The organism is Bacteroides sp. BFG-606 (assembly GCF_024788145.1).
Lineage (GTDB): Bacteria > Bacteroidota > Bacteroidia > Bacteroidales > Bacteroidaceae > Bacteroides > Bacteroides vicugnae.
The window spans coordinates 826008-852239 of record NZ_JANUIL010000001.1; the positions used below are offsets into that span (position 1 = coordinate 826008).

The 26232-nt window shown below is 44.5% G+C and carries 18 protein-coding genes; 12 read left to right on the forward strand and 6 right to left on the reverse strand.

The features are described 5' to 3' along the window. Nucleotides 1-12: 12 nt before the first annotated feature. The 5 genes from NXV01_RS03230 to NXV01_RS03250 all read right to left on the reverse strand — a co-directional run bounded on the left by NXV01_RS03230 (nucleotide 13) and on the right by NXV01_RS03250 (nucleotide 8827). Entirely contained in the window at nucleotides 13-255 is a 243-nt protein-coding gene (locus NXV01_RS03230; RefSeq protein WP_259021697.1) for a hypothetical protein, read from the reverse strand. Next, nucleotides 252-1547 (reverse strand): Gfo/Idh/MocA family oxidoreductase, encoded by a 1296-nt coding sequence (locus NXV01_RS03235; RefSeq protein ID WP_217720910.1) that lies wholly within the window; start codon nucleotides 1545-1547, stop codon nucleotides 252-254. The genes NXV01_RS03230 and NXV01_RS03235 overlap by 4 nt, the downstream gene beginning before the upstream one ends. Nucleotides 1548-1586: 39 nt before the next feature. Beyond that, nucleotides 1587-2594, reverse strand: a complete 1008-nt coding sequence (locus tag NXV01_RS03240; RefSeq protein WP_259021698.1) for a family 43 glycosylhydrolase — start codon at nucleotides 2592-2594, stop codon at nucleotides 1587-1589. 56 nt (nucleotides 2595-2650) lie between these two features. Continuing rightward, nucleotides 2651-6667: a two-component regulator propeller domain-containing protein gene (locus NXV01_RS03245; protein ID WP_259021699.1), complete on the reverse strand. Its 4017-nt coding sequence runs from the start codon at nucleotides 6665-6667 to the stop codon at nucleotides 2651-2653. A 99-nt stretch (nucleotides 6668-6766) separates the two neighbouring features. After that, on the reverse strand, nucleotides 6767-8827 hold the full coding sequence (locus tag NXV01_RS03250; RefSeq protein WP_195649376.1) for an acetate--CoA ligase family protein: 2061 nt from the start codon (nucleotides 8825-8827) through the stop codon (nucleotides 6767-6769). Nucleotides 8828-9724: 897 nt separating this feature from the next. Here NXV01_RS03250 and metG point away from each other — a divergent pair. The 11 genes from metG (at nucleotide 9725) to NXV01_RS03305 (ending at nucleotide 22314) form a co-directional block, all read left to right on the forward strand. Then, nucleotides 9725-11764 carry a methionine--tRNA ligase gene (metG, locus tag NXV01_RS03255; RefSeq protein ID WP_217720908.1) on the forward strand — a complete coding sequence of 680 codons (2040 nt, stop codon included), beginning with the start codon at nucleotides 9725-9727 and terminating at the stop codon, nucleotides 11762-11764. Nucleotides 11765-11836: 72 nt separating this feature from the next. Next, the gene (locus NXV01_RS03260; protein ID WP_259021700.1) at nucleotides 11837-13294 is read left to right on the forward strand and encodes a lipopolysaccharide biosynthesis protein; all 1458 of its coding nucleotides are present in this window, start codon (nucleotides 11837-11839) and stop codon (nucleotides 13292-13294) included. Further along, nucleotides 13281-14342 carry a hypothetical protein gene (locus NXV01_RS03265; RefSeq protein WP_259021701.1) on the forward strand — a complete coding sequence of 354 codons (1062 nt, stop codon included), beginning with the start codon at nucleotides 13281-13283 and terminating at the stop codon, nucleotides 14340-14342. Before NXV01_RS03260 ends, NXV01_RS03265 begins: the two co-directional genes overlap by 14 nt. A 79-nt stretch (nucleotides 14343-14421) precedes the next feature. Beyond that, nucleotides 14422-15285: a phosphorylcholine transferase LicD gene (locus NXV01_RS03270; RefSeq protein WP_148365682.1), complete on the forward strand. Its 864-nt coding sequence runs from the start codon at nucleotides 14422-14424 to the stop codon at nucleotides 15283-15285. Then, nucleotides 15282-16304, forward strand: a complete 1023-nt coding sequence (locus NXV01_RS03275) for a hemolysin activation protein (RefSeq protein WP_258978690.1) — start codon at nucleotides 15282-15284, stop codon at nucleotides 16302-16304. Before NXV01_RS03270 ends, NXV01_RS03275 begins: the two co-directional genes overlap by 4 nt. Beyond that, nucleotides 16277-17395, forward strand: a complete 1119-nt coding sequence (locus NXV01_RS03280; RefSeq protein WP_259021702.1) for a glycosyltransferase family 4 protein — start codon at nucleotides 16277-16279, stop codon at nucleotides 17393-17395. Before NXV01_RS03275 ends, NXV01_RS03280 begins: the two co-directional genes overlap by 28 nt. A gap of 10 nt (nucleotides 17396-17405) precedes the next feature. After that, nucleotides 17406-18671 (forward strand): glycosyltransferase family 4 protein, encoded by a 1266-nt coding sequence (locus NXV01_RS03285; RefSeq protein ID WP_259021703.1) that lies wholly within the window; start codon nucleotides 17406-17408, stop codon nucleotides 18669-18671. After that, a complete protein-coding gene (locus NXV01_RS03290) occupies nucleotides 18664-19413 on the forward strand; it encodes a glycosyltransferase family 2 protein (RefSeq protein ID WP_259021704.1) in 750 nt (249 codons plus the stop codon). The genes NXV01_RS03285 and NXV01_RS03290 overlap by 8 nt, the downstream gene beginning before the upstream one ends. Nucleotide 19414: 1 nt before the next feature. After that, nucleotides 19415-19924, forward strand: coding sequence for an RNA polymerase sigma-70 factor (locus NXV01_RS03295; protein ID WP_234133727.1), 510 nt, complete (start codon nucleotides 19415-19417; stop codon nucleotides 19922-19924). 75 nt (nucleotides 19925-19999) lie between these two features. After that, the gene (locus NXV01_RS03300) at nucleotides 20000-21166 is read left to right on the forward strand and encodes a FecR family protein (RefSeq protein ID WP_234133726.1); all 1167 of its coding nucleotides are present in this window, start codon (nucleotides 20000-20002) and stop codon (nucleotides 21164-21166) included. A 17-nt stretch (nucleotides 21167-21183) separates the two neighbouring features. Next, nucleotides 21184-22314: a TlpA disulfide reductase family protein gene (locus NXV01_RS03305; protein WP_259021705.1), complete on the forward strand. Its 1131-nt coding sequence runs from the start codon at nucleotides 21184-21186 to the stop codon at nucleotides 22312-22314. 8 nt (nucleotides 22315-22322) lie between these two features. On the opposite strand, the gene NXV01_RS03310 is transcribed toward NXV01_RS03305, so the two are convergent. Further along, nucleotides 22323-22508 (reverse strand): hypothetical protein, encoded by a 186-nt coding sequence (locus tag NXV01_RS03310; protein WP_234133724.1) that lies wholly within the window; start codon nucleotides 22506-22508, stop codon nucleotides 22323-22325. Between the two features lie 207 nt (nucleotides 22509-22715). Here NXV01_RS03310 and NXV01_RS03315 point away from each other — a divergent pair, with 207 nt between their 5' ends. Continuing rightward, nucleotides 22716-26222 carry a SusC/RagA family TonB-linked outer membrane protein gene (locus tag NXV01_RS03315; RefSeq protein WP_259021706.1) on the forward strand — a complete coding sequence of 1169 codons (3507 nt, stop codon included), beginning with the start codon at nucleotides 22716-22718 and terminating at the stop codon, nucleotides 26220-26222. Nucleotides 26223-26232 lie beyond the last annotated feature (10 nt).

Here is a 26232-nt window from a genome sequence, read left to right on the forward strand (position 1 = left end):
CATTGATATTGATTAAGTTCGTGAACGAGTAAACAGTGCCCGTAGCCCATAAAACAAGAGACGCAAAATCCCCCAAAAAGCATAAAGCACAAAAGCAAATATGATGATATAGAAAATAGAGGTTATCATCTCCGTAAATGGCGCATGATAAGCAATAACTGCATAGAGGTGTATCAAATTGGATACTACGAAACAAATAAGTAAAGTGATTAACTCTATTTTCTTTCGTCGTGCGGTTACAATCGTGTCTTTCATACTGCTTCGGGTGTTTTTACAGATTGATGGTTCAGATAATCTATTTTATATTCATCGGGGAAATAGAGCGTCCGCTCTTCCTCCAATGCCTGATGTCCCAGCAAACAAAGCATACTTGCATAGTATCCTTCTTCCGCTATTTTTTCCGGTTGTTTCTGTGTTATGACGGCTTCAACGAACGCTTCCAGCAATAAGGACGTACCGTCACTCTTGGGACGTTCTCCAATAATAAATTCTCCTTTATTCTCGTTTGCTGTTTCTGGAGCCCAGCTCGTTCCTGCAAAAGGAAGAGAATCGAAAACTTTGTTTTCCCAATCATTCACCATCTGCAGGAAAGCCGGTGCAGGAGCCACATTCTCAAAATAATATTTTCCTTTTTCCGGTTCTACCGTGCCGAGGTTACCCATGATCTGTTCTTCCAGTCCATAGAACTTATTGGAAATAACGGAGTCAAATGTCATCTTCACCCCATCATCAAAGACATATACACAACTCACATTGTCATACACATCTCTACCATCCTTCCAATAAGTAATGGCACCATGCCCCATTACCTTCTCGGGAATCTTACGCAAAGCCCAACTTCCAATCTGAAGCTGGTGGCAAGCAAGTTCCGTCATCAGTCCTTTCGAAAATTCCTTATAAAGACGCCAGTTTATCAGACGTTCCAGATTAGGTGAAGGCACCGAGCGTCTCCAATCGCCATTCCGGTTCCAGAAAGTACGGATTGCATTTATTTCACCAAAGGTACCCGCATGAATCATCTCCATCGCTTTGATGTAACGAGGATCGAACAAACGTTGTTGCCCTGTGAAGAAAATCTTCCCTGTGCTACGGTGCTTCTGATACATACGGTAACACTCTTCCATCGTAAAGCCTATCGACTTCTCACAGAACACATGCTTTCCTGCGTCGAAAGCATCCAATACGATTTTACAATGCGAGCTAAGAGGAGTAGCTACGAGTATGGCATCTATCGACTTATCTTCCAGCACTTCCCGGTAGTCACCATATACTTTGGCATTAGGGACAAGCTCCAACGCTTTTTCGATAGATGGTTTATAAATGTCACACAATGCTACGATCTCGACTTTGGGATTCTTAGCCAAAAATCCCATTAAAAAACGTCCTCGGGAACCAGGACCGATAATTGCCAGACGACACTTTTCGTTTGAGGTGTTCGTCACCTCCGAAAAAGCAGAAAGCCAAGGGCTCGCTGCAAGAAGAGTGCCAGCCCCAGCCATGCCTAAATTCTTTAGAAAATCCCGCCTGCTAATAGGGGTATGTTTCATGCTTGTGGTATTTAAGATTATAATTAGTTTATCTGAAAATCAGTTATTAAATACAGGTGCTTTTTGTGTTTCGTAAGAAGGAGCTTCACCTTCCACATAAGGCCATCCTTCTTTATCCCACTTGATCTGGTCCAGCAACAGGATACGTCCATTCTCCGGAGCCGATCTTGAAAAGCCATGATACAAAAGCCAGTCTTGCCCCGCATCATCCCGGATAATCTGTGAGCCATGTCCATTGCCTACAAAATGGTCATTCGCACCTATCACCAAAGAATAACCATTCTTCAACATCGGTTTGCCCGACTTATCTTTATATGGTCCCCAGACTTTTTTAGAGCGGCCCACTACAACTTTATAAGTACTCCTAATCCCCTCGCAACAACTTCCGATAGAGGCAAACATATAATAATAATCGCCGTGCTTATGAATATAGGCAGCTTCAAAAGCAGTTCCTGCTATTCTCTTTTTTTCCGCTCCCGGCTTCAACGACAGACCATCTTCAGTCAGCTCAATAACATATATTCCCCGGAAGCTTCCCCATACCAGATAGTTTCTCCCTTCATATTGCAGGAAGCTGGGATCGATCGAATTCTGCACACCGATCTCATTACTACGGAACATCTTACCATGATCCGTAAAAGGTCCCTGTGGAGAGTCGGCCGTAGCTACTCCAATTCCACACGTCTGTTCTCCTCCCCACACCGACATCGCATAATAAAGTACATATTTATTGTTGATATAATTGATGTCCGGTGCCCAAATCCCAGCTTTAGGTTCAAATCTGGGACGAGTTTTATTTGTGAATGCCGTGTTACAAAAAGTCCATTGCACCAGGTCTTTCGACTTCATGATCGGAACGTTTCTGGTAGATTCGGTAGCATACACATAAAAATAACCATCCGCAGCCTTAATCACTGTAGGATCAGGCATAGCAATATCTACAACCGGATTCTTATAGCTCACTGCAGATTTCGCCTGTGCTTTGTTCTGCGAAAAACAAGTACCCACCATGAAAATGAAAACGAACAAATTTACATACTTTTTCATCAAATCATTCTTTTAAAAGTTCCTTTTTACCTTATCTTTATAGCTCTAAATCAATATTAACTTACAAAATCTTTTGGTAGCACTCCAAATTGTTTTTGGAAACACTTGGCAAAATAAGACGGAGAATTGAATCCTACCATGTAGCAAATCTCATTCACCCGGTTTTTTCCCTCTTTCAATAATTGGGCAGCTCTTTTCAAACGTTCCAGACGAAGATATTCATTCGGGCTCAAATCCAGCACTCCTTTTATCTTCCGATAGAAATTGGAACGGCTCATATTCAAGCTATCCGCCATATCATCCATACTAAATTCCGGATTACTATAATTCATTTGAATCACCTCGTTCAGCTTCTTTATAAAATCTTCATCGGCCTTCGTCAACGCCATCGTATTGGCTGCCACAAAAGGAGACTGTGCAAAAGCCTTACGCAATTTCTCCCTGTTCTGGATAAGGCTGGAAGCACAAGCCTGCAAGTATTCCACAGAGAAAGGCTTCTCCAGATAAGCATCGGCCCCCAACTCCATTCCTTCTATCTTAGACTGGATATTTGTCTTCGCAGTCAACAGGATGACGGGGATATGGCTATAATTCAAATCCGACTTAATCGTCTTACACAATTCAAAACCATCCATCACAGGCATCACAACATCACTAACCACCAAGTTCACATAATTGCCGTCCAACACTTGCAACGCTTCCGCACCATTGGTAGCAGTCAATACTGTATATTCTTTCGACAGCTGGCGCACTACAAAGGCAAGCATATCCGGATTGTCTTCCACAACCAGCACTGTAGGTCGGTTATCTTTCTTTTCCGGCTCCCCGGCAGGAATCTCACTCATCTTGTCTACTTCACCTTCCGGTTCCGGAGTCAAGGTAATTGTCATATCCTGAACAATCGGTAAGGTCAGACAGAAAGTATTGTTTTTCTCTCCTTCTCCCATAGCCAGTGTCCCTTGATGCAACTCGGCCAATGAACGGGAAAGAGCCAGGCCGATTCCAGTTCCGGTAGTCACCTTTCCGTCTTCTTTTTCATTGAAACGAACGAAAGGCTTGAATATTTCCTCCTTCATCTCATTGGGAATAATCACTCCATCATTTTCCGTACGAATACAGAATGAATTGTTATCATCCGTTTCCGGCACTTCCAAAGATATGTGTACATAGCTTTCAGCATACTTCACCCCATTATTCAACAGATTACTGATAATCTTCGTAAACGCTTCCCGGTTCACATGTGCATAGAAGTCCTTTTCAGGCACTTGCAAGGTGAACTCCAGGCCTTTCTGTTTGGCAAGAGAAGTAAAACGCACATGAGTCTCTTTCAATACCTCCGTTACATTGCATTTCGCAAAATTCAAACGGAATCCCTGACTTTCCGTTTTACGGAAGTCAAGCAACTGATTAGTCAAGTTCAACAGCCGTTCTGTATTCTGCTTCATTACATTCAAGTCTTCCCGCGTTTCCGCATCGACCTGTTTCTTCAATATAATGTTTTCCAATGGACCTTTAATCAGCGTCAACGGTGTACGTATCTCATGGGCCACATTCGTAAAGAAATCAATCTTTGCATGGTAGACTTCACGCTCTTTCTCCTGCTCGAATTTCTCCATCTGCCTGCGGTGCTTGCTGTTACTACGTCTCTTGAAGTACATAACCGTATACAGGGAACAGCCGATAATCAGCAAAGCATACACACAATACGCCCATATAGAGAGATAGAAAGGAGGAAGAATATGTAGCCCTAATGACACTTCGTTGTCACTCCATATACCATCACTGTTAGCAATCTTCACCCGGAAAGTATAATCACCATAACGAAGATTGGAATAAGTAACGATAGGGCTTTCGCCAACCGTCAGCCAATCCGTATCAAAGCCCTCCAGTTTATACATAATCCGGCTCGTTTTCGGAGCCTGGAAATCCAATGCTGCTACACGGAAAGAAAAAGAGTTCTGATTGGATTGAAGCACAAGCTGGTCGGAGAAAGTTATACTCTGCTCCAACGGAGATCCCGGTTCGCCGGCATATACCTCCTTACCAAACAGGAAGAAATCAGTAATGGCAACAGACGGAATGAACTTATTCTCCGAGAAATTCTTAGGATTAAAAGCGATAAAACCATCAATGCTACCCAAATAGATCGTACCATCCTCGGTCTCAAAGCTTGAACGATAATTAAACTGATCGCCCAACAAACCATTGGAGGTGGTATATACTTTCATCACTCCAGTGGTAGGTCGGAAGCAAACCAGACCGTTGTTAGTTGTCAACCACAAAAATCCATCTTTGTCCTCCACAATCTGGTATACAACATCGTTCGGCAATCCGGCAGACAAATTATAATTGACGAATGTTTCTGTTTCCGGCTGAAAACGACAGAACCCTCCTCCTTGGGTAGTCAGCCAGATTTGCCGGTGAGAGTCTTCAAAGATGCTCAATACTTTGTCATACGGAAGGCTCTTCGGATTATTTTCATCGTGCAAATAGTTCTTCCATTTCTTTTCGCTCACATTGTAGCAATAAGCTCCATTTGCATAAGTTGCCAGCCATAGATTACCGCCGGAATCTTCCTTTATATCATATACAAACCTGCCGTTCAGTTCCGGTATCCGGTCGAAATCATCAGACTGTTTATTATATCGGAGCAAGCCGAATAAAGTTCCCAGATAAATATCACCTGTCGTTGTACGGCAAATAGAGAACACACTATTGTCTATCAATGAACGGGGAGAATCTGTTTTCTGATAGGTTTTCACAATAGCCCCTGTATGCGTATCCACCACTTTCACTCCTTTTGAGAAGGTTCCTACCCAAAGATAATTATCAATCAAACACAACCCATGCACATTTGTAAAAGCACTGCTAGGTGTAAAAAAGGAGAAAGTCTTGGTCCTCGGATTGAAACGGTTCAAACCACCGTCTTCCGTACCAATCCACAGAATACCCTGATTATCCAGGCAGAACTCACGTACCCGTTTTCCATGCAAACCATTATCTGTTCCTTTCGGATAATATTTTTCGAAATACGTATAAAAACGCGGATAGTAGTTCACACCGCCAAAATAAGAACCGATCCAAATGCCGCCCTCACGATCCTTGCACAATGAATAGATAGCATTATCGGACAAAGAATAAGGATCGTTAATCGAGCTGCGCAAATGAACATATTTGGCCGTCCGGAGATTATAAATATAAAGTCCCGATTCTGCACCAATCCACAATTCATTGTCAGAAGCAACCAGCAGTTCACGACAAAAAACAGACTCTCCACTTTCATCCTCCGAAAGCAAGTCATGCAGTTTGTTGGAAGTCAGGTTCAACTCTTTCACTCCTCCTTTTAAAGAACCTACATATAGACAATTATATGCTCCTCTCACCAGAGATGTCACGACATCATTGGCATAGATTTCCCGATTATCTACGGGCGAAACATAAGGCTGAAGAGTTTTTAAACGGTCTTTCGAATAAAAAAGCCCGTCACCATAGCAACCGATCCAGAGAGTTCCGCTATTATCGAAGACAAAAGACTGGATATTGGTGGTAAGAAAAGAAAAATTCTTTAATGTATAGTTCCGGAGTTTTCCTTCCTCCAGGTCATAACAAAATAACCCCTGTGATTCTACCGCCACCCAGACACATCCTTTGTTGTCTCCGGAAATTGCAGTTACAGTATGTTCTATTTTAGTGTTTTCCTCACTCAATTCGGCAAAGTGCCGGAAAGAATCTTTTTCAGGATGATAGATATAAAGTCCTACATCGGTACCTACCCAGATATCTCCTTTCGCATCTTCATAAAGTGCTGTGATAAAATTATTACCGATGCTCCACCGCGTACGGTCATCATGTTTGAATCTACGGAATGACAAACCGTCATATCTATTCAAGCCATCTTTTGTACCGAACCACATAAAACCTTGTCTGTCCTGCAAAATTGCATTGACCGTATTCTGGGATAATCCGTTTTGTACACTAAGATTTTTAAAATAGTAATGTTCGTCCGCCATTTGTGCATGGCAGCCTATCTGATAGCCTATTAAACAGATCAAAAGTATTAGAACTTTCTTCATAAACATACGTGTTTTCTATCTTTCCGTTTGAGTTACCAAATGTAGGCAAAATCACAGCGGAAAGATAGTAAATATGTCTCAATGAATGAAAGAATAGTCCTATTTTTCTATCCTGATACGCGCGTCAACTGCTATAACTGCCTTTTGCGTAGCTAAAAGCGGATTTATATCCATTTCTTTGATTTCTGTAGCGAAGCGTAACAAAGTGGACAAACGAACAATAATTTCAGCAAACTTATCTTCGTTGACTCCTTTTTGTCCCCGTGTTCCCTGAATGATTTTATAGGCACGCAGCGAATGAATCATTGAGTAGGCTTCTTCGTAGGAAAGCGGAGCCAGACCGGAAGACACATCCTTCAGCACCTCCACAAAAATACCTCCCAAACCGCAAAGTACCACATGACCGAACTTCTCTTCATACTTTGCACCGATAAACAGTTCCGTACCTTTCAGCATCGGCTGTACCATAATTGCCTTTGCATCAGGAATCTGCATCATACGTTCGAATTCCAGTGCCAGATGTTGCTCGCTTTTGATGTTCAGAACTACACCACCGACATCCGATTTATGCACAGGACCAACGACTTTGGCAACTACCGGGAATCCGCACCGACGGGCAAAGGCTACTATCTCCTCTTTATTATCGGAAACAAACTCATCTACCAGCGGAATACCGGCAGCATGCAGTAATGCTTGTACGTAATTGGGAGCAATATAGCCATTCTCCGGAATAGAATCGATAATGCGACGAATCCTCGGTACATCTACTCCGAACAGTTCAATTTCAGGAACTGCCGGTTTAGGAACATTGACAATACGGGAAAGAGCAGTGCCCAAGGTCACCTCATCTGCAAAATTCACGTGTCCTTTTGCCAGGAAGGCGGCAACCTCTGCCCCGGCTGTATTAATAGAAGGAAGGATGGGAAAAATTGGTTTCTTGCAAGTCTGCATCTTCTCATGAAGCACATCATACATTTCAAACATGGTAACCAGTCCCGGAGTTCCGAAGATGGCCATCATGGCGTCTATATTGTCGAGTTTCTCCTCGCAGTAGTCAATGCAAAGACGCAGATGCTCCGGTGTTCCGGTAGCCAGAATATCAATAGGATTCCCGACGGCAGCACCGGGGAACAGTTGAGCTTTTAGTTCTTCGGCTATTTCTCCTTCCAGTTTAGGAACATTCAGCCCGCCTTTACTCAACGCATCTGTCAGCATCACTCCCGGCCCTCCGGCATGGGTGATAATGGCAAAATTCTTTCCTTTCAATTCGGGCAAAGTAAACACGCAACCTACGGTAGTCAATTCCTCACGGGAGAAGCACCGCACAATCCCCGCTTTACGGAACAAAGCCTCCACTGCCGAATCGGAACTGGCAATTGCGCCTGTATGAGAAGATGCCGCCCGGCTTCCGCTCTCCGAACTGCCAGCTTTGATTGCTGCAATCTTGCATCCTTTTCGAATCAAAGAGGAGGCATGAAATAACAACCGGTCCGGATTCTGAATACTTTCAATATAAAGTAGTTTCAGACGGGAATCTTTTTCAGGATCAAAGTTTTCATCCATAAATTGCAATACATCTTCTACCCCGATCTGCTTGGCATTTCCCACCGACCAGACAGAATTAAATTGCAAACCTTTTGTCACAGCACTTTCCAGAATAAATACCGCCGTAGCACCGGAACTGGAAATCAAATCCACCCCTTTCGGATTCAAATTAGGAATTGGCTGGCTAAACACGCTATGATGCCATGTATTCATCAATCCGATACAATTAGGTCCAATCAATGAGGCCCCGTATTTATTGACTGTTTCCAGAATGCGTTCTTCCAACAATGCCCCTTCGTGAGTCTCTTCACCAAAACCTGCCGAAAGTATGATAAATGCTCTGGTCTGTTTCTTACTAGCCAATGTTTCCACTATATCAGGACACATTGAAGCAGGCACAGCCAACACCGCCAGATCCGTATCCGGCAGATCATTCACATCAGCAAAAGCGGGAACTCCCTGCACCTCCTTCTCCTTCGGATTCACCGCCCGAAGTTCTCCCTGATAACCTCCGTTTATCAAATTCTTTAATATTGCGCCACCCGGCTTATGCACATTATTCGATGCCCCTACTACAACAATGCTTTCAGGACGAAGCAACTGGGTTGTTATCATATCATGCTTTGGTTTTCGTTTAACTTAAATACAAATATATTCTTTCTTATGAGAAAAAAGAAAGAAAAAGGGAAGAATTGTATATAAAAACAGACTGTAAAAAAGAAAAAGATTAAGATTACAAATAGATTATACTAACTTTTTGAAAAGTGAAGCTGTCATCTCTTCATGAAATTCTGATCATCAGGGATGAAATTTTTTTTATGCAGAAAAAACGGATATAAAACTGATGGAGAATTTGGAATATACGCCACAAAGATCAATATGTATCAAAAAAAGGAAAGAGAGACCATTTGTAAATTTCAAATTCACACGAAATAGAGATTAAAACGAATTAAATTAATAGTTCAAAGAGATTATATATAAAAAAGGATCGATTATCTCAATTCCACATTTCAAATTAACACCATTAGCATCTCACTATTTCAGGAGCAACCAGAAGAAAATCTGTACCCAAAAGACTCTTTTATCCCTTTGTTTAAAAGCAAAAACATGTTTCTCTCTAACCAATGAATCGTTCCTTTAAAAGCAACAGAAGCTTCCTTTAAAAGGAACGGTATTCAATTCTGCCAATAATTATACATATTTGCTTATTTATATTCAAAGCCACCTAGTTATCTCTGCATATTCTTGCAATATCTTATACAGCATTTATTTTATTAGAACGAAATTTAGATACTAATATTTTATTTTAATCTTAAAAACAGAACATGTGAGAATAAATCCAACATATCAGCAAATAGCTTTATGTTAGAATAGCTATCAAGTTTACATCATTCTTATGAGACAACCACGGCTATGAGAATGAAAAATCTGTGTTAATCCGTGTAATCTGTGGTGAAAAGTCACTATCTTTGCACATTGCAAAGCTGAAAACAACAAAAATCACACTATATAATGGAAAAGAAATTCAAAAGAACCACCGTCACATCGGCACTGCCGTATGCGAACGGTCCTGTCCATATCGGTCACCTAGCGGGTGTATACGTGCCGGCAGATATCTATGTGCGCTATCTGCGTCTGAAAAAAGAAGATGTATTATTCATCGGAGGTTCAGACGAACACGGAGTACCTATCACCATCCGTGCCAAGAAAGAAGGAATTACTCCACAGGATGTAGTAGACCGCTACCATTCGCTGATTAAAAAATCATTCGAAGAATTCGGTATCTCATTCGACGTGTATAGCCGCACCACTTCACCGACGCATCACCAACTGGCTTCGGATTTCTTCAAAACATTGTACAACAAAGGCGAATTTATCGAAAAAACGTCCGAACAATATTACGACGAGGAAGCAAAAACATTCCTTGCCGACCGTTATATCACCGGAGAATGTCCTCACTGCCATTCGGAAGGCGCTTACGGCGACCAATGCGAAAAGTGCGGAACCTCGCTTTCTCCTACAGATCTTATCAACCCGAAAAGTGCTATCAGCGGTAGCAAGCCGGTGATGAAAGAAACCAAACACTGGTATCTTCCTCTCGACAAACACGAAGCATGGCTGCGCAAATGGATTCTGGAAGATCACAAAGAATGGCGTCCGAACGTATACGGTCAATGCAAAAGCTGGCTCGACATGGGTCTGCAACCACGTGCCGTGAGCCGTGACCTTGATTGGGGTATCCCTGTTCCCGTAGAAGGAGCAGAAGGGAAAGTGCTCTATGTATGGTTTGACGCTCCGATCGGATACATCTCCAACACCAAAGAACTTCTTCCCGACAGCTGGGAAACATGGTGGAAAGATCCTGAAACGCGTCTGATTCACTTCATCGGAAAAGATAATATCGTATTCCATTGCATCGTATTCCCCGCCATGCTGAAAGCAGAAGGCAGCTATATCCTGCCGGACAACGTGCCGAGCAACGAATTCCTCAACCTCGAAGGAGACAAGATCTCTACTTCCCGCAACTGGGCCGTATGGTTGCACGAATATCTGGCTGATTTCCCCGGAAAGCAAGACGTACTCCGCTACGTACTAACCGCCAACGCACCGGAAACGAAAGACAACGACTTCACCTGGAAAGACTTCCAGGCACGCAATAACAATGAACTGGTAGCCGTATACGGCAACTTCGTAAACCGTGCAATGGTGCTGACTCAAAAATACTTCGACGGTCGCGTACCCGCACAGGGCGAACTGACCGACTACGACAAAGAAACGCTGAAAGAATTCGCAGACGTGAAAGCAGAAGTAGAAAAACTGCTCGACGTATTCAAATTCCGCGATGCACAGAAAGAGGCCATGAATCTGGCACGTATCGGAAACAAATACCTGGCCGACACCGAACCGTGGAAACTGGCTAAGACAGATATGGAACGTGTAGGAACCATCCTCAACATTTCCCTGCAACTGGTTGCCAACCTTGCCATCGCCTTCGACCCGTTCCTGCCGTTCAGCTCGGAAAAACTCCGCAAAATGCTGAACATGGATACTTTCGAATGGTCTGAACTGGGACGTGACGACCTTCTTCCCGTAGGCCACCAGTTGAACAAACCGGAATTATTGTTCGAGAAGATTGAAGACGCTACTATCGAAGCACAGGTACAAAAATTGCTCGATACAAAGAAAGCAAACGAGGAAGCCAACTACAAAGCCAATCCTATCCGGGCAAACGTTGCCTTCGAGGATTTTGAGAAACTGGATATCCGCGTAGGTACCATTCTTGAATGTCAGAAAGTGCCGAAAGCGGATAAATTGCTGCAATTCAAAATCGACGACGGACTGGAAACACGTACCATCGTATCGGGTATTGCCAAGCATTATCAACCGGAAGAACTGGTAGGCAAACAGGTTTGCTTCATCGCCAACCTTGCTCCGCGCAAACTGAAAGGTATCGTCAGCGAAGGCATGATTCTAAGTGCCGAAAACAATGACGGCAGTCTGGCAGTTATCATGCCGGGACGTGAAGTGAAGCCGGGTAGCGAAGTAAAATAATAAAACTAGAATAGGGAATACATGAAAAGCTATCATCACGCATAGCCTTTTCATGTATTCTTTGCAAATAATATGAGCGAGAATCAGTCACTAAAAGAAAAGACAGCCAAAGGACTATTTTGGGGAGGATTCAGCAACGGCATACAGCAATTGCTAAATCTGCTTTTCGGAATATTCCTCGCGCGATTGCTCACTCCGTCAGATTATGGAATGGTGGGAATGTTGGCCATCTTCTCCCTCATTGCCAGTTCGATACAGGAAAGTGGTTTCACAGCTGCCCTTGTTAATAAGAAAGAAGTGACGCACAATGATTACAATGCCGTATTCTGGTTCAACGCGGCCATCAGTCTGTCGCTGTACCTGCTGTTATTCCTCTGTGCACCGCTTATCGCTGACTTTTACGATACTCCCGAACTGACACCACTGGCACGTTATTCTTTTATCGGCTTCTTCATTGCCAGTCTGGGAATATCCCACAGCGCCTATCTCCTGCGTAACCTGATGGTCAAACAGCGGGCATTATCTTCGGTTATCGGGCTCACCGTGTCCGGAATCACCGGAGTCACTCTCGCCTACTTTGGTTTCTCTTATTGGGGTATTGCTACGCAAAGCATCGTTTACGTAACCATCAACACAGCCTGTTACTGGCATTTCACCCGTTGGCGACCGAGCTTGCAATTCAACTTCACCCCGATTAAGGAAATGTTCGGATTCAGTGGGAAACTACTGGTTACCAATGTATTCAATCACATCAACAACAATCTGTTTTCCGTGATACTGGGTAAATTCTACAGCGAAAAAGAAGTAGGATATTACAACCAAGCCAATAAATGGTGCGGCATGGGACAACTCTTCATCTCCGGCATGATAAACGGAGTAGCGCAACCGGTACTCACCAAAGTGTCCGACGACCTTGAACGGCAAAAACGGGTATTCCGCAAAATGCTGCGTTTCACCGCTTTTGTCTCGTTTCCCGCCATGTTGGGATTGGGAATCGTATCGGAAGAGCTGATTATCATCACCATCACCGACAAGTGGTATTCCAGCATATCAATCATGCAAATACTGTGTATCAGCGGAGCCTTTGCTCCCATCGCATACCTCTATCAACAACTGATTATCAGTAAAGGAAAATCCCGCATCTATATGTGGAACACCATAGCACTCGGCATCATCTTACTGTCAAGCGTTCTATTAGCCCACTCTTATGGGATCTTTACCATGCTCACCGTCTATGTATCCATCAATATATTGTGGCTACTGACATGGCACTACTTCGTATGGCAGGAAATAGGATTGAAGCTTCGCCATGCCTTGATGGACATACTTCCTTATGCTGCCATTGCGGCTACGGTTATGGTAATCACCTATTACACCACCCGCTCCATCGAGAATATTTATCTCCGCCTGGCAAGCAAGATAGTGCTTGCTGCAGCACTCTACGTAGCAGCCATGTGGGGCAGCCGATCGGTTACTTTTAAAGAAAGCATCCAATATTTCATCAAAAAGAAGACACATGAACCCAAATGACCTTGCCACCCGATACCGCCTTCTGAATAGTTCTTTCAAAAAGACGATGATTTATCACATAGGCATAGATGCCGGTTTCTTCACCGAATATACCTATATGCTTCACGCAATACTTTATTGCCTGCAACATAAAATACAGTTCAAGCTTTACTCCGACGACGCCAACTTCGGATGGGAAAAAGGTTGGGAAGATTGTTTCGCCTCCTTCTGCGAGCAAGTGCACGAACCGTTTCATCACACCTATAACACCCATCGCCTCCCCTCCTGGCAAGCATTGATGAAAGACAAAAAGCTGCCTAAGACGAAGTTACTGAAATGGAAACTGAAAGTAACCTGTAAGAACATCATCGGAAAAACGATTGCCTTTTTCACATACGGCAAACCGGTCTTGCTCAACTTTCAACTGACATTCAACCCCAATCAGCATTTCCATATTCCCGAACTGGGAATAGACGGCGACTATCTCCATACCTTCCAAAAACTGACAGAAATCACCTGGAAACTCAACGACACCACCGCACAGGAATGTCGCCAATGTGCCGCCGACCTGCAACTCCCACCCCAATACGCAGGATGCCAGATACGGGGAGGAGACAAAATCACCGAAACCAACCTGCTTCCACCGGAACACTACATACGGCTTATTAAAGAAAAGACCGCCATACGCGACGTCTTTGTATTAACGGACGATTACCGCCTTTTCGAACAAGTGAAAACCCTTGCCCCGGACATACACTGGTACACCCTTTGCAGCCCCGACGAAAAAGGCTATGTCAACAGCACCTTCACACAAACCACCAAAGAGCTGAAACAGAAACAAATGGCACGTTTCCTTTCCTCAATACAGATATTGATGGACGCCTCCGTCTTTATAGGAAGCATCACCACCGGTCCCAGCCTGTTCCTATTGAAGAAATTCTATCCGGACATCCATCCGGCAGACTGTCTGCTCAAAGATTTCCCACAAGCATCCGTCCTCCCCATCCCGGGACGCGGACAAGTGGCCACCGAATTTATACAAGGAAACTCAACATGCAAGGGAACTTAAAATGATAGTAACTCAAAGTTATAGTAACTTAGCAATATAATTGCTACTTTTGTAGCACAACGTGCATTAACCATTTCCGATGAACAAGAAATATACAGCCGAAGAGCTTGATTTATTACATGCCGAACTCTACGACATATTGGGAGAAACCATCCGGGTGTGTCAGAAACACAACATTCCCTATTTTGTGATTGGCGGCACGGCCATCGGTGCACTCTACGACCAGGCGATCCTCCCCTGGGATGATGATATTGACATAGGCATGACGCGGGAGAACTACAACAAATTTCTGAAAGTGGCTCCCGGAGAACTAGGTCCTTCCTACTTCCTTTCATGGATAGAAACAGACCCTCATACCCCGTATTATTTTGCCAAAGTCAAGAAAAACGACACCCTTTTTGTAGAAGAAATGTTCAAGAATGTCCCGATGCATCCGGGTATTTTTGTCGATATATTCCCATTCGACAAAATTCCCGACAACAAGCTGCTGCGAAGAATACAATCCGAAGCACTCGGCTTCCTCAAATGCTGCCTGATGGGAAAAGAGATATGGATGTGGAAACACTTCGGTACATGTGAAATAGAGAACCCCACGAACCGGGGAGCCTTCTCCTGTTTCCTGAACAGGGTAGTCGACCTGCTTTTCTCTAAAAAAGCAATCTACCGCATGCTGGTGTCAGTTCAAAGCTGTTTCAACTCACGAAACACCCGTTACTACAACAACGTAATGGCCACTGCCGACCACGTAACCGTAGAAAGCATCCGCCACCTGCAACCGGTGAAATTCGGGCCTCTCACAGTGACCGCTCCCGATGACCTGGAAGGATTTTTGCGTTACAACTATCCAACCCTGCATCGATTTACAGAAGAAGAGCAGGAAAAAGTGAACAACCACTATCCTGCCGCCCTGTCGTTCAGTACAACCTCAAAACAAGAACTATGAATATGAAATCCGCTTTAGTAGACGTCCCGGTACTTATCCTGTTCTTCAACCGACCGCAACAACTATCGCAAGTGTTCGAGCAAGTGAAGAAAGCGCGTCCGTCCCGACTCTTCCTCTATCAGGACGGAGCACGAAACGAACGTGACCTGCCCGGAATAGAAGCCTGCCGTGAAATCGTATCACAGATAGACTGGGAATGTGAAGTAGAACGGCTTTATCAGGAAAAGAATTTCGGCTGCGACCCTTCGGAATACATTTCGCAGAAATGGGCCTTTTCGAAAGTCGACAAGTGCATCGTATTGGAAGACGACGATGTGCCCGCCGTCTCCTTTTTCCAATTCTGCAAGGAGATGCTGGATAAATACGAACATGACACCCGCATCAGCATGATTGCCGGATTTAACCCCGAAGAAATCACCCAAGACATGCCCTACGACTATTTCTTTACCACCACCTTCTCCATCTGGGGATGGGCAAGCTGGAAACGGGTAGTCGACCAATGGGATGAGTTCTACAGCTTCCTGGACGACTCCTTCAACATGCAACAACTGGAACAGCTTATCAAGGAACGCAAATTCCGGAGCGACTTTATCTACATGTGCCAGCGTCACCGGGAACAGCAGAAAGCCTTTTATGAAACAATCTTCCACGCCTCCATACTGTTCAACTCCGGACTAAGCATCGTGCCTACCCGCAACATGATCAACAACCTCGGAGCAACGGCAGATTCCACCCACTTCGCCGGCTCGATTCATACCCTGCCCAAAGGTTACCGCCGCATCTTCACGATGAAGCGCTATGAGGTGGACTTTCCACTGAAACATCCCCGCTACGTCATCGAAAACGTTGCCTACAAAGAGAGCGTTTACCGCATCATGGGCTGGGATCATCCGTGGATCAAGATCGGACGTTCGTTCGAAGAACTGTTCCTCAACCTGAAATACGGTAATTTCTCCCTCATTACGAAAGCTGTCAAAAACCGAATCAACAAATGGCTGAAAAGAAACAAGCACCACTAAATAAGTTGCTTACTATTTATTTTTACCATACCCGCCTCACGCGGGAAAGCTACGAGGAATGGAAAGAATATAAATTCCCCGGACATATCCTATACGGACTTCCTTTACTGGAGAATTACGGAATACACTCCGTGATGCACAAATGCAAATATTTCTCCGGTCGTCTGAAACTCATGCTTTACGCCACCAAAGAAATTCTCTTCTGCACGGAGAAATACGACGTCCTCTACGCCACCTCTTTCCGGGGCATAGAACCCGTCATCTTCCTCCGTGCCCTGGGACTGTATCGCAGACCTATCGTGATCTGGCATCATACGGCAGTCGTGACCAATCCCAAACCGTGGCGCGAACAAATCTCCCGCCTTTTCTACAAAGGCATAGACCAAATGTTCCTATTCAGCCGGAAACTGATTCAGGACTCGCAGAAAACCCGGAAAGCACCGTCCCACAAACTGAAACTCATCCATTGGGGACCGGATCTTCCTTTCTACGACCACCTGCTTGCAGAAATGCCCGACCGGAAGCCCGAAGGATTTATCTCCACCGGCAAAGAAAACCGGGACGTAGATACCTTGCTCCAAGCATTTGCCGCAACGAACGAGAAACTGGATTTGTACATTGCCGTCTCATGCGGTAACATCAACTATAAAAAGATCATCGACCCGTATGCATTGCCCGACTCCATTCACATCCATTATACCGACGGAGTGATTCCCTATGAACTGGGGAAACTGGTGGCACGCAAAAGTTGCATCGTAATCTGCTGTCTGGACTTCCCCTATACCGTAGGACTGACCACGCTCGTGGAAGCATTCGCCCTCGGCATCCCCGTCATCTGTTCGCGCAACCCCAACTTCGAAATAGACATCGACAAGGAAGGAATAGGCATCACCGTAGAATATAACGACGTACAAGGCTGGATAGACGCTATCCGCTACATCGCCGACCACCCCGAAGAGGCACGGCGCATGGGAGAGAATGCCCGCAAACTGGCGGAAGAACGTTTCAACCTCGAAATCTTTTCACGCGAAATAGCAGAAAGCTTGCTGGAAATATCAAACATTTCCTCTAAAAACCGTACATTTGCATAAACTTTTGCCCATGAGAGTCCTGATTATAAATACATCTGAACGAATAGGAGGAGCAGCCATCGCAGCAAGTCGATTGTTGGAATCACTGAAAAACAACGGTATCAAAGCCAAAATGCTGGTGCGCGACAAGCAGACCGACCAGATCAGCGTCGTCCGTTTGAAAAGCAACTGGCTGCAAGTGTGGAAGTTCATGTGGGAACGTATCGTGATCTGGAGCGCCAACCGTTTCCGGCGCTACCATTTGTTCGACGTAGACATCGCCAACACAGGTACAGACATCACCTCACTCCCGGAATTCCGCCAGGCCGACGTGATCCATCTGCATTGGATCAACCAGGGAATGCTCTCACTGAACGATATACAAAAGATACTGACCTCCGGCAAACCCGTAGTCTGGACCATGCATGATATGTGGCCATGCACCGGCATCTGCCATTACGCGCGGGAGTGCAACAACTATCAGCAGGAATGTCATGACTGTCCGTACATCTACAAAGGCGGGGGACGAAAAGATTTATCCTATCGCACGTTCCACAAAAAACAGAAGTTATACAGCTACGCTCCCATTCATTTCGTCACGTGCAGCCATTGGCTGAAGGAACAAGCACAGACCAGTGCATTGTTCGAAGGAAAAAGCGTCACCAATATACCGAACGCCATCAACACCAACCTGTTTAAACCTATGAACAAGAAGGAAGCGCGTGCCAAGTTCATGCTGCCGGAAGGTAAGAAACTGATTCTGTTTGGTTCGCTAAAGATCACCGACAAACGCAAAGGAGTCGACTATTTAATCGAAGCCTGCAAACTGTTGGCAGAAAAACATCCGGAATGGAAAGACTCATTGGGTGTAGTCGTATTCGGCAACCAATCGCAGCAATTGCAGGAACAACTTCCTTTCCATGTATACCCGCTCCCTTATATCAAGAATGAGCATGAAGTGGTGAATATCTACAATGCCGTAGACCTTTTCGCCATCCCGTCTTTGGAAGAGAATCTTCCCAATATGATTATGGAAGCAATGGCCTGCGGAGTGCCCTGTGTCGGTTTTAATGTGGGAGGTATCCCCGAAATGATCGATCATCTGCACAACGGCTATGTGGCACAATACAAATCTTCGGAAGATTTTGCCAACGGCATACATTGGATATTGACGGAACCGGGATATAACGAACTCTCCGCACAGGCCTGCCGCAAAGTGCTGGGTAATTATTCGGAGAGCATCGTTGCAAAGAAATACACAGATGTCTACAATAAAATAACGGGGAAATATGCATAGTGTCCATCCTACTCCTAAGTTCTCTATCATTACGGTAACGTACAATGCTGAAAAGGTATTGGAAGACACAATTCAAAGTGTTATCGCACAAACCTATCATCATATAGAATATATTATCGTGGATGGAGCTTCCAAGGATGGAACCCTCTCTATTATCAACCGGTACCGCTCACACATACACACCGTCGTCAGTGAACCTGACAAAGGACTGTATGACGCCATGAACAAAGGAATCGCCCTTGCCAGCGGTGATTATCTCTGTTTCCTGAATGCAGGCGACTGTTTTCATGAAGACGACACTCTGCAACAAATGGTGCACACCATTAACGGCAACGAACTACCTGATATACTTTACGGGGAAACCGCTATCGTAGACAAGGACAGGCATTTCCTGCGGATGCGCAGATTGTCCGCCCCTGAAACGCTCACCTGGAAAAGTTTCAAACAGGGAATGTCAGTCTGCCATCAGGCATTCTTCCCCCGCCACACGCTCGTAGAGCCATACAATCTGCAATATCGCTTTTCTGCAGATTTCGACTGGTGCATCCGCATCATGAAGAAAGCACGTATTTTGCACAATACTCACCTGACAATCATCGACTATCTGGAGGAGGGAATGACTACCCGGAATCAGAAAGCATCCCTCAAAGAAAGATTTAGGATCATGGCAAAGCACTACGGGCTGATTGGAACCGTGGCGCATCATGCATGGTTCGTTCTGCGGTTAGCAACCCGACACTGATATGACTTATTCAAAAGAGAAGAAGTATAAAGACTTTGAAGCTTTGTTCCGGGCAAACTATTCACGGTTATATTTCTACGCCCTTAATCTCGTCAACGATCAGGAATGTGCCGACGATATCGTTGAAGACACTTTCAGTTATTTATGGGAAAACTACGACACGGTAGTGGGAGATGTTTCACCACTACCTTTATTATATTCACTCGTCCGCAACAGCTGTATCGACTATCTGCGCCACTGTGATGTAAAAAGCAGATACGCATCTAATATTTCTCAAACTGCCGAGCATTGGGAAGAAAACAATGATGACGAAGATCATCAGGAGCGCATCTCCAGGGTGATGTCCGCCATCAACCAGCTTCCCCCGCAAACCCGTAAAGTTTTCGAAGCCTGTTTTCTCCACGGAAAAAAATATAAAGAAGTAGCAGAAGAAATGGATATTACGATCAACACCGTAAAAACGCACATATCCAGAGCTTTATCCTTTATCAGGAGTAAGACTGGGGAATAAAAACAGCATGGAGGAACAAAAAAAAGTTTCTCTTGTCACCCTTTTCTGATGGTATAACGTAATAATATATAGAATATGAAAACTGAAGAGCAACCCATACTGGAGCAAGATTATGAATATGCCTTACGGGCATTGGACGATTGGAAATTCCGCCAGTCGGTAGAATTCATTGCTTGGCTCGAAGAGGAAGCCCATCACGCCCTGTTCCAGGAAATGATGGATAACCGGGAAGCCTTGATGAACCTGAACCCGCAAATGGCACCGGACATAGAGAAAGCCTGGAAACGGATAGACCCGCATCCCAAAGTCTCATCCATCCGGAAATATTATGTATGGGTGGCAAGTGCGGCAGCCATCGCCTTGCTTGTAATAGGTTATTCCATCTTTTCCACTACAGAAGAAGAAAATCCGTATGCAGAAACAGCCATTGTTTTTCCTGCTTCTGATGGAGTACAAGATATAGAACTACAGACCGGTGACGGACATATTGTATCGATAACCGATCGGGCAAACAAACAATTATTAGCAGAGACAGGGGCTCTGCTGGAAGCCGAGTCCCTTATTTACCAGAACGACACAGAAGTGCAGGAAGAAGTGGTTACGCATACATTAAGCACGCCACGGGGAAAGAATTTCAAACTCGTACTGGAAGACGGAACCGAAGTCTGGCTGAATGCGGAAAGTAAGCTCCACTACCCGAACCGTTTCACCGGTAAGGAACGAAAAGTGACACTGGAGGGTGAAGCCTTTTTCCATGTAGCCAAAGATGCCAGCCGCCCTTTCATTGTGAAAAGCGGAACTGCGGAAACTCGGGTATTGGGAACGGAATTCAACTTCCGGGCCTATCCGCATGAAAACCGGCACGTGACACTCGTATCAGGCAGTGTCATCGTATCCGACACCCAGAAAGAAAATGAGTTACAGCTCACTCCCGGCGAAGATGTACCTCTGGATGAAAACGATTTGTTGCTAATCCCGCGCAAAGTGGACATCAATGAATACGTAGTCTGGAAAGATGATTTATTCTGTTTCAGGGAAGCAGAACTGGCAGAAATAATGAAAGCTATCGGACGGTGGTACAACCTAACTATTGTTTTCACGGACGAAGCTTCCATGCGCTATCATTTCAACTTCTGGGCGGAACGCACCAACCAACCGGAACAGGTTCTTCAACTTCTCAATCAGGTAGGAAAAGTAAAGGCTACTCTCGAGGGTAGCCGGATTACCATAAGTAAACTATAAAAACGAGAATGATGAAAATGAAAAGATTTTATGGACTTTGTATTCTCCTGCCAGCCGTTTCAATGACTGTGGCACAAGTGCCCTATCAGATCAAAGGAACCTGGAAAAACGGAGCTGGAAAAACGGTTTATCTACAGAAATATATTACAGCCGACAGCCTGCAAACCGTTGATTCGGTAAAGGTTGCCCAAGATTTCTCTTTTTCACTGAAAGGACAGGTAAAAGAAGAACAACGTATGGCCATCAGTTGCAGTCCCAGAAACAAAGCCGAAATCTTTGTCAACACCACCCCGCTTCAAGTCACCATCCAAGAAAAAACAGTCACCGATAAGAAAGGAAGAACACGAAATACCTGTCAGATAGCAGTCAAAGGGGATCGCGAACAGGAAGTTCTGAAATCGGGTGAAACTCTTTCTACCACCGCTTCTTTCTTCCAGCTGGGAAAAATGATAACCCTGTCGCGGGCGTTGGACTCGAAAGACACTACCGCTATCGACTCTGCCAAATACAAAGTAGCCATGATAGACAGCCTGATTACAAGATCAGTGCAAAACTATATGGACTCAACACGCAATGATATCACCTCAACCTATTTCTTTGAGCGTTATCTGATGACTAACCAGACGCTGGATGAGGTACAGGCTTTCTATGATAACCTAACAGACCGGGTAAAGAAATCAGCTCCCGGAGTAGCCCTAAAGCAGAAAATGGAAGATATGCAACAGGTGAATATAGGCGGTATGGCCCCCAACTTTGAATTGACTACCCCCGACGGAAAAAAGCTTTCCTTGTACGATCTCCGCGGACATATTGTGTTGCTCGACTTTTGGGCTTCCTGGTGTGGCCCCTGCCTGGCAGAAGTGCCCAATCTGAAAGCAATCTACGAGAAATATCACGGCAAAGGTCTGGAAATACTCGGCGTATCACTGGACGAGAAAGAAGCGGCCTGGAAAGGTGCCATCGAAAGAAAAGGGCTGACCTGGCAACATGTCTCTTCGCTAAAAGGATGGAAATGTCCCGTAGCACAACGGTTCAAGGTGACAGGAATTCCGCGTATGTACATCATTGACGCACAAGGAAAAATCATAGCACAAGACTTGCGCGGAGAAAAACTTGCTGAAAAAATGGACGAACTTTTCACAAAATAATTTTTCAATTATCCCGCACTAAAAAACTGCCATATAGCTACCATCAACGGAGTCATATGGCAGTTTTTATCCATTAACACTTTACATTTTGTTAGAATAGTGATTCTTTCAGGCACAACAAAACCATTCAAAAAAGAGATATTAAAACCTATTGCACATATTTTCTCAAAAAAAGTATCTTTTCTGTCACCCATTCCGATTCTTGAAACGTAATAAAAACATAGAAGCCTTAAAAAAGCTTTCGAGAGAGTTTTATCGGAATAAAAGAACAAAGTTTATCAAACACTAAACGCACAATCATGGTGAAAATTTGGACTAATTCTTTCAAAAGGAACAAAAGGAATCACTTTGCGGCGAAAATGTTATGGTTATTTATAACCTTAATAACATTCAGCGCCACTATGCAGGGGCAACAAAGTGAAAAGAGAATCTCACTTGAGTTCAAGAATGAACGGCTGGCCGATGCTTTCAAAAAAATTGAAGCAGCAAGTGGATACAAGTTTATCTTTAACTATGAAGACATTTTTGTTTATGGTGTCACAGGGATTATCAAGAATAAAACGGTTACGGAAACGCTGGACGAAGTGATCGGTAAGAAACCTCTGGTGTATAAGATAAACGGCAAATTTATCACGATTGCCTTAAAACCCGGAAGTCCGGAAGCCGCGGCAAAAGCCAGATTGTGCCAATTGGACGGTGTTGTTATTGACGAAAACAAGCAGCCGCTTCCCGGAGCACACGTCATCATTGAGGGAACAAAGTGGGTGACAACTACCGACATAAACGGGGCATATAGCTTTTTAATAGAAAATGATGCAAGCTACACCATCCGGATTTCTTATCTGGGAATGGAAATGAAGCAAGTGAAAGTTACCGTTGAAAAAGGAATTGCTAACAAGAAAGTATCTCCCATCATGCTGAAAGAAAGTGATGCCACCTTGAATGAGGTGGTCATTACAGGATATCAGGTGATGAATCGCCGGGAGTCTGCAAGTGCTGTTTCATCGATAAAAGCGGCAGACATCATGGTACAGGGAGTCGGTTCAATCGACCAGATGCTTCAGGGAACCATACCGGGCATGGCAGTGATGAATACTTCGGGGGAGCCGAGCGCCACACCCAGGATTCGTATTCGTGGTAATGCAACAATCAATGGTAATAAATCACCGGTATGGGTAGTGGATGGAGTGATTCTGGAGCAGGATGTTCCTTTCACTGCTTCCGACATCAACAGTGAGGATGCAGAGTATCTAATCGGTAACGCCATCTCCGGAGTAAACCCACAGGATATTGAAAGCATTACTGTATTGAAAGATGCATCCGCAACCGCAATCTATGGTGTGAAAGCAGCCAATGGAGTAATCGTAGTTACGACCAAAAAAGGAAAAGCAGGCAGACCAATCATTACCTACAACGGCAATATGACGGTCAACACCCGCCCGTCCTACTCCAACTACCATCTGATGAATTCACAAGAGCGTGTAGCATTCTCCAAACAACTGGTAGATGCGGGCTATACTTTCGGCCGCGTGCCTTATGGCCCTACGTATGAGGCTTCTTATGAAGCACTTATGAATAAAGATATCACATTGGATGAATTCAAAACGCAAGTATCCGACATGCAGGTAAGGAATACCGATTGGTTCGACCATCTGTTCCGCAACAGTATTACCCAAACTCATAATGTCAATGTATCGGGCGGAACAGATCAAGTCACTTATTATGTGTCCGTAAGCTATCAGGACATTCAGGGTTCATCCAAGCAGTCCGACTCGCGGAAATTCACGACATTGGCTAAGTTCTCGGCAGAAATCAACAAACATATCAGTTTTATGACTAAAATTGATTTCACCACGACTTCCAACAGCGGTTATGCCACAGGAGTGAATCCGTTCGATTACGCTTATACCAAATCACGTACCATCCCTGCCTACAATACAGATGATTCTTATTACATGACTTATGAGAAATCGGGAGCACTTGGAACGGAATCTGTGGGTTACAACATACTCAAAGAGTTGGAAAACACCGGTAAATCATCCAAGATGGATGACTTCAACGCTCTGTTACAGTTGAATGTCAAACTGATCCGCGGGCTGACCTATGAGGGTACTTTCTCCTGGCAGAATGGAAATACGTATACCCGGGACTGGGCTACCGCAGAATCTTACGAAATAGGAAAAATCAGGGAATATGACTATGGCAGGTATACTGCATACGATGACGCTTATTGGACCTCCGCACTCCCCTACGGTGGCAGGCTGGCACAAAGCAATATCCGGAAGACAGGTTATACCATCCGAAACCAGATTACCTATAACCAACTTCTCCAAAATGCTCATCACGTGACTCTGATGGGAGGTATCGAGACACGAAGAGTTGCTTATAAAGGATTCTCTTCCACAGGATATGGATGGATTCCGGACTTCGGGGAGCAGTTCAACCCGGTAATGACAGACAAATACATTGCAGATTATGCCGAAAAGAACGCAACTGATCCGTCCAACACAAACTCTTTTACACAGGTGGCCTCTTTTTATGGGGTGGGCTCCTATTCTTACGATGAACGTTATATCTTGAACGCCAATTTCCGCTCGGATGGCTCCAATAAATTCGGAAGTAACCCGAAATACCGCTGGTTGCCTACCTACTCGTTCGCCGTAAAATGGAACCTGATGAACGAAGCTTTCATGGAAGATATCTCATTATTGAACGTGTTGTCTTTACGAGCCTCATACGGTATTCAGGGAAATATCCATGAAGACTCTACTCCCTATCTGATTGTAACCACAGGTGACAGAGATAATATCCTGGGACTTCCCATATCCAAAATCAGTAAATTGCCCAACCCTGATTTGCGGTGGGAGAAAACACACTCATGGAACGTCGCTGTCGACTTCGCTCTCCTCAAGGGACGAATCCGCGGAGGGCTCGATATATACGGCAAAAAGACATCCGACCTTATCATGAGCAAAGCTGTTGCCTCTTCCAACGGAAGAAGTCTCTTATATTACAATGCGGGTAAAATGACCAACAAAGGTTTCGAGGGCTTTATCAATGCCGGACTGCTGAAAACCAAAGATTGGGAATGGCGGTTGGGAGTCAACTTCAGTCGCAATGTCAATGAGATCACCTACGCCAATCCCGAAAATATGAGCGACGTAGAAGTAGTGAATAAGATGCTGGCAGGTACGTTAGCAGTCGAGGGAGCACCTATCGGCTCACTATATGCCTACGAATTTGCAGGTTTGAATCAAGATATCGGTTATCCGATGTTCTATACCAAGGATGGAAAAGTTTCCATCAAAGGGAATAAGAGTGATATGTCATTAGTGCGTTGCGGCTCTATCTTCCCTAAATTAACAGGAGGATTTGATACACAAGTCAACTATAAGAACTTCTCGCTTTCGATGAATTTTACTTATAGTATAGGAAGTGTGGCACGTATTCCTGATTATTTCACCGGAAATAATTATTATATTGATCCGCTATCCAACCTAAGCACCGACTGGCTGGCATCATGGAAACAGGCGGGCGACCAGACCGTCTTTCCGACTGCATTCAACAGTAATGCCCAGGATAATTATTTTTCCACCGAACAAGGTAAGGTATACGATACATTCGACTCGACAAAAGGGGTAGCTATCCCGGCCTATCAAATGTATAATTACAGTGATATCCGTGTGGCTAAAGCCGACTTCCTGAAACTTAAAATGGTTGCTTTAAGCTATACTTTTCCAAAGCATCTTATCAGCCATCTTAATATCAGCAGCCTGATGTTGAGAATGCAGGTAACCAATCTCTTTACCATTGCAGATAAGAAGTGGAATGGTCTGGACCCGGAAACTAATGGAACCGGAATTCCCCAGCTTCCCACTTACAGCTTAGGAGTAAATATCTCATTCTAACTACTAAAAC

Coding starts and splice junctions, on each gene's coding strand:
- NXV01_RS03250 (WP_195649376.1), bottom strand. CDS start 8,827: ATGATAACAACCCAGTTGCTTCGTCCTGAAAGCATTGTTGTAGTAGGG.
- NXV01_RS03285 (WP_259021703.1), top strand. CDS start 17,406: ATGAGAGTCCTGATTATAAATACATCTGAACGAATAGGAGGAGCAGCC.
- NXV01_RS03230 (WP_259021697.1), bottom strand. CDS start 255: ATGAAAGACACGATTGTAACCGCACGACGAAAGAAAATAGAGTTAATC.
- NXV01_RS03315 (WP_259021706.1), top strand. CDS start 22,716: ATGCAGGGGCAACAAAGTGAAAAGAGAATCTCACTTGAGTTCAAGAAT.
- NXV01_RS03240 (WP_259021698.1), bottom strand. CDS start 2,594: ATGAAAAAGTATGTAAATTTGTTCGTTTTCATTTTCATGGTGGGTACT.
- NXV01_RS03295 (WP_234133727.1), top strand. CDS start 19,415: ATGACTTATTCAAAAGAGAAGAAGTATAAAGACTTTGAAGCTTTGTTC.
- NXV01_RS03260 (WP_259021700.1), top strand. CDS start 11,837: ATGAGCGAGAATCAGTCACTAAAAGAAAAGACAGCCAAAGGACTATTT.
- NXV01_RS03265 (WP_259021701.1), top strand. CDS start 13,281: ATGAACCCAAATGACCTTGCCACCCGATACCGCCTTCTGAATAGTTCT.
- metG (WP_217720908.1), top strand. CDS start 9,725: ATGGAAAAGAAATTCAAAAGAACCACCGTCACATCGGCACTGCCGTAT.
- NXV01_RS03245 (WP_259021699.1), bottom strand. CDS start 6,667: ATGAAGAAAGTTCTAATACTTTTGATCTGTTTAATAGGCTATCAGATA.
- NXV01_RS03235 (WP_217720910.1), bottom strand. CDS start 1,547: ATGAAACATACCCCTATTAGCAGGCGGGATTTTCTAAAGAATTTAGGC.
- NXV01_RS03300 (WP_234133726.1), top strand. CDS start 20,000: ATGAAAACTGAAGAGCAACCCATACTGGAGCAAGATTATGAATATGCC.
- NXV01_RS03270 (WP_148365682.1), top strand. CDS start 14,422: ATGAACAAGAAATATACAGCCGAAGAGCTTGATTTATTACATGCCGAA.
- NXV01_RS03280 (WP_259021702.1), top strand. CDS start 16,277: ATGGCTGAAAAGAAACAAGCACCACTAAATAAGTTGCTTACTATTTAT.
- NXV01_RS03290 (WP_259021704.1), top strand. CDS start 18,664: ATGCATAGTGTCCATCCTACTCCTAAGTTCTCTATCATTACGGTAACG.
- NXV01_RS03275 (WP_258978690.1), top strand. CDS start 15,282: ATGAATATGAAATCCGCTTTAGTAGACGTCCCGGTACTTATCCTGTTC.
- NXV01_RS03305 (WP_259021705.1), top strand. CDS start 21,184: ATGAAAAGATTTTATGGACTTTGTATTCTCCTGCCAGCCGTTTCAATG.
- NXV01_RS03310 (WP_234133724.1), bottom strand. CDS start 22,508: ATGGGTGACAGAAAAGATACTTTTTTTGAGAAAATATGTGCAATAGGT.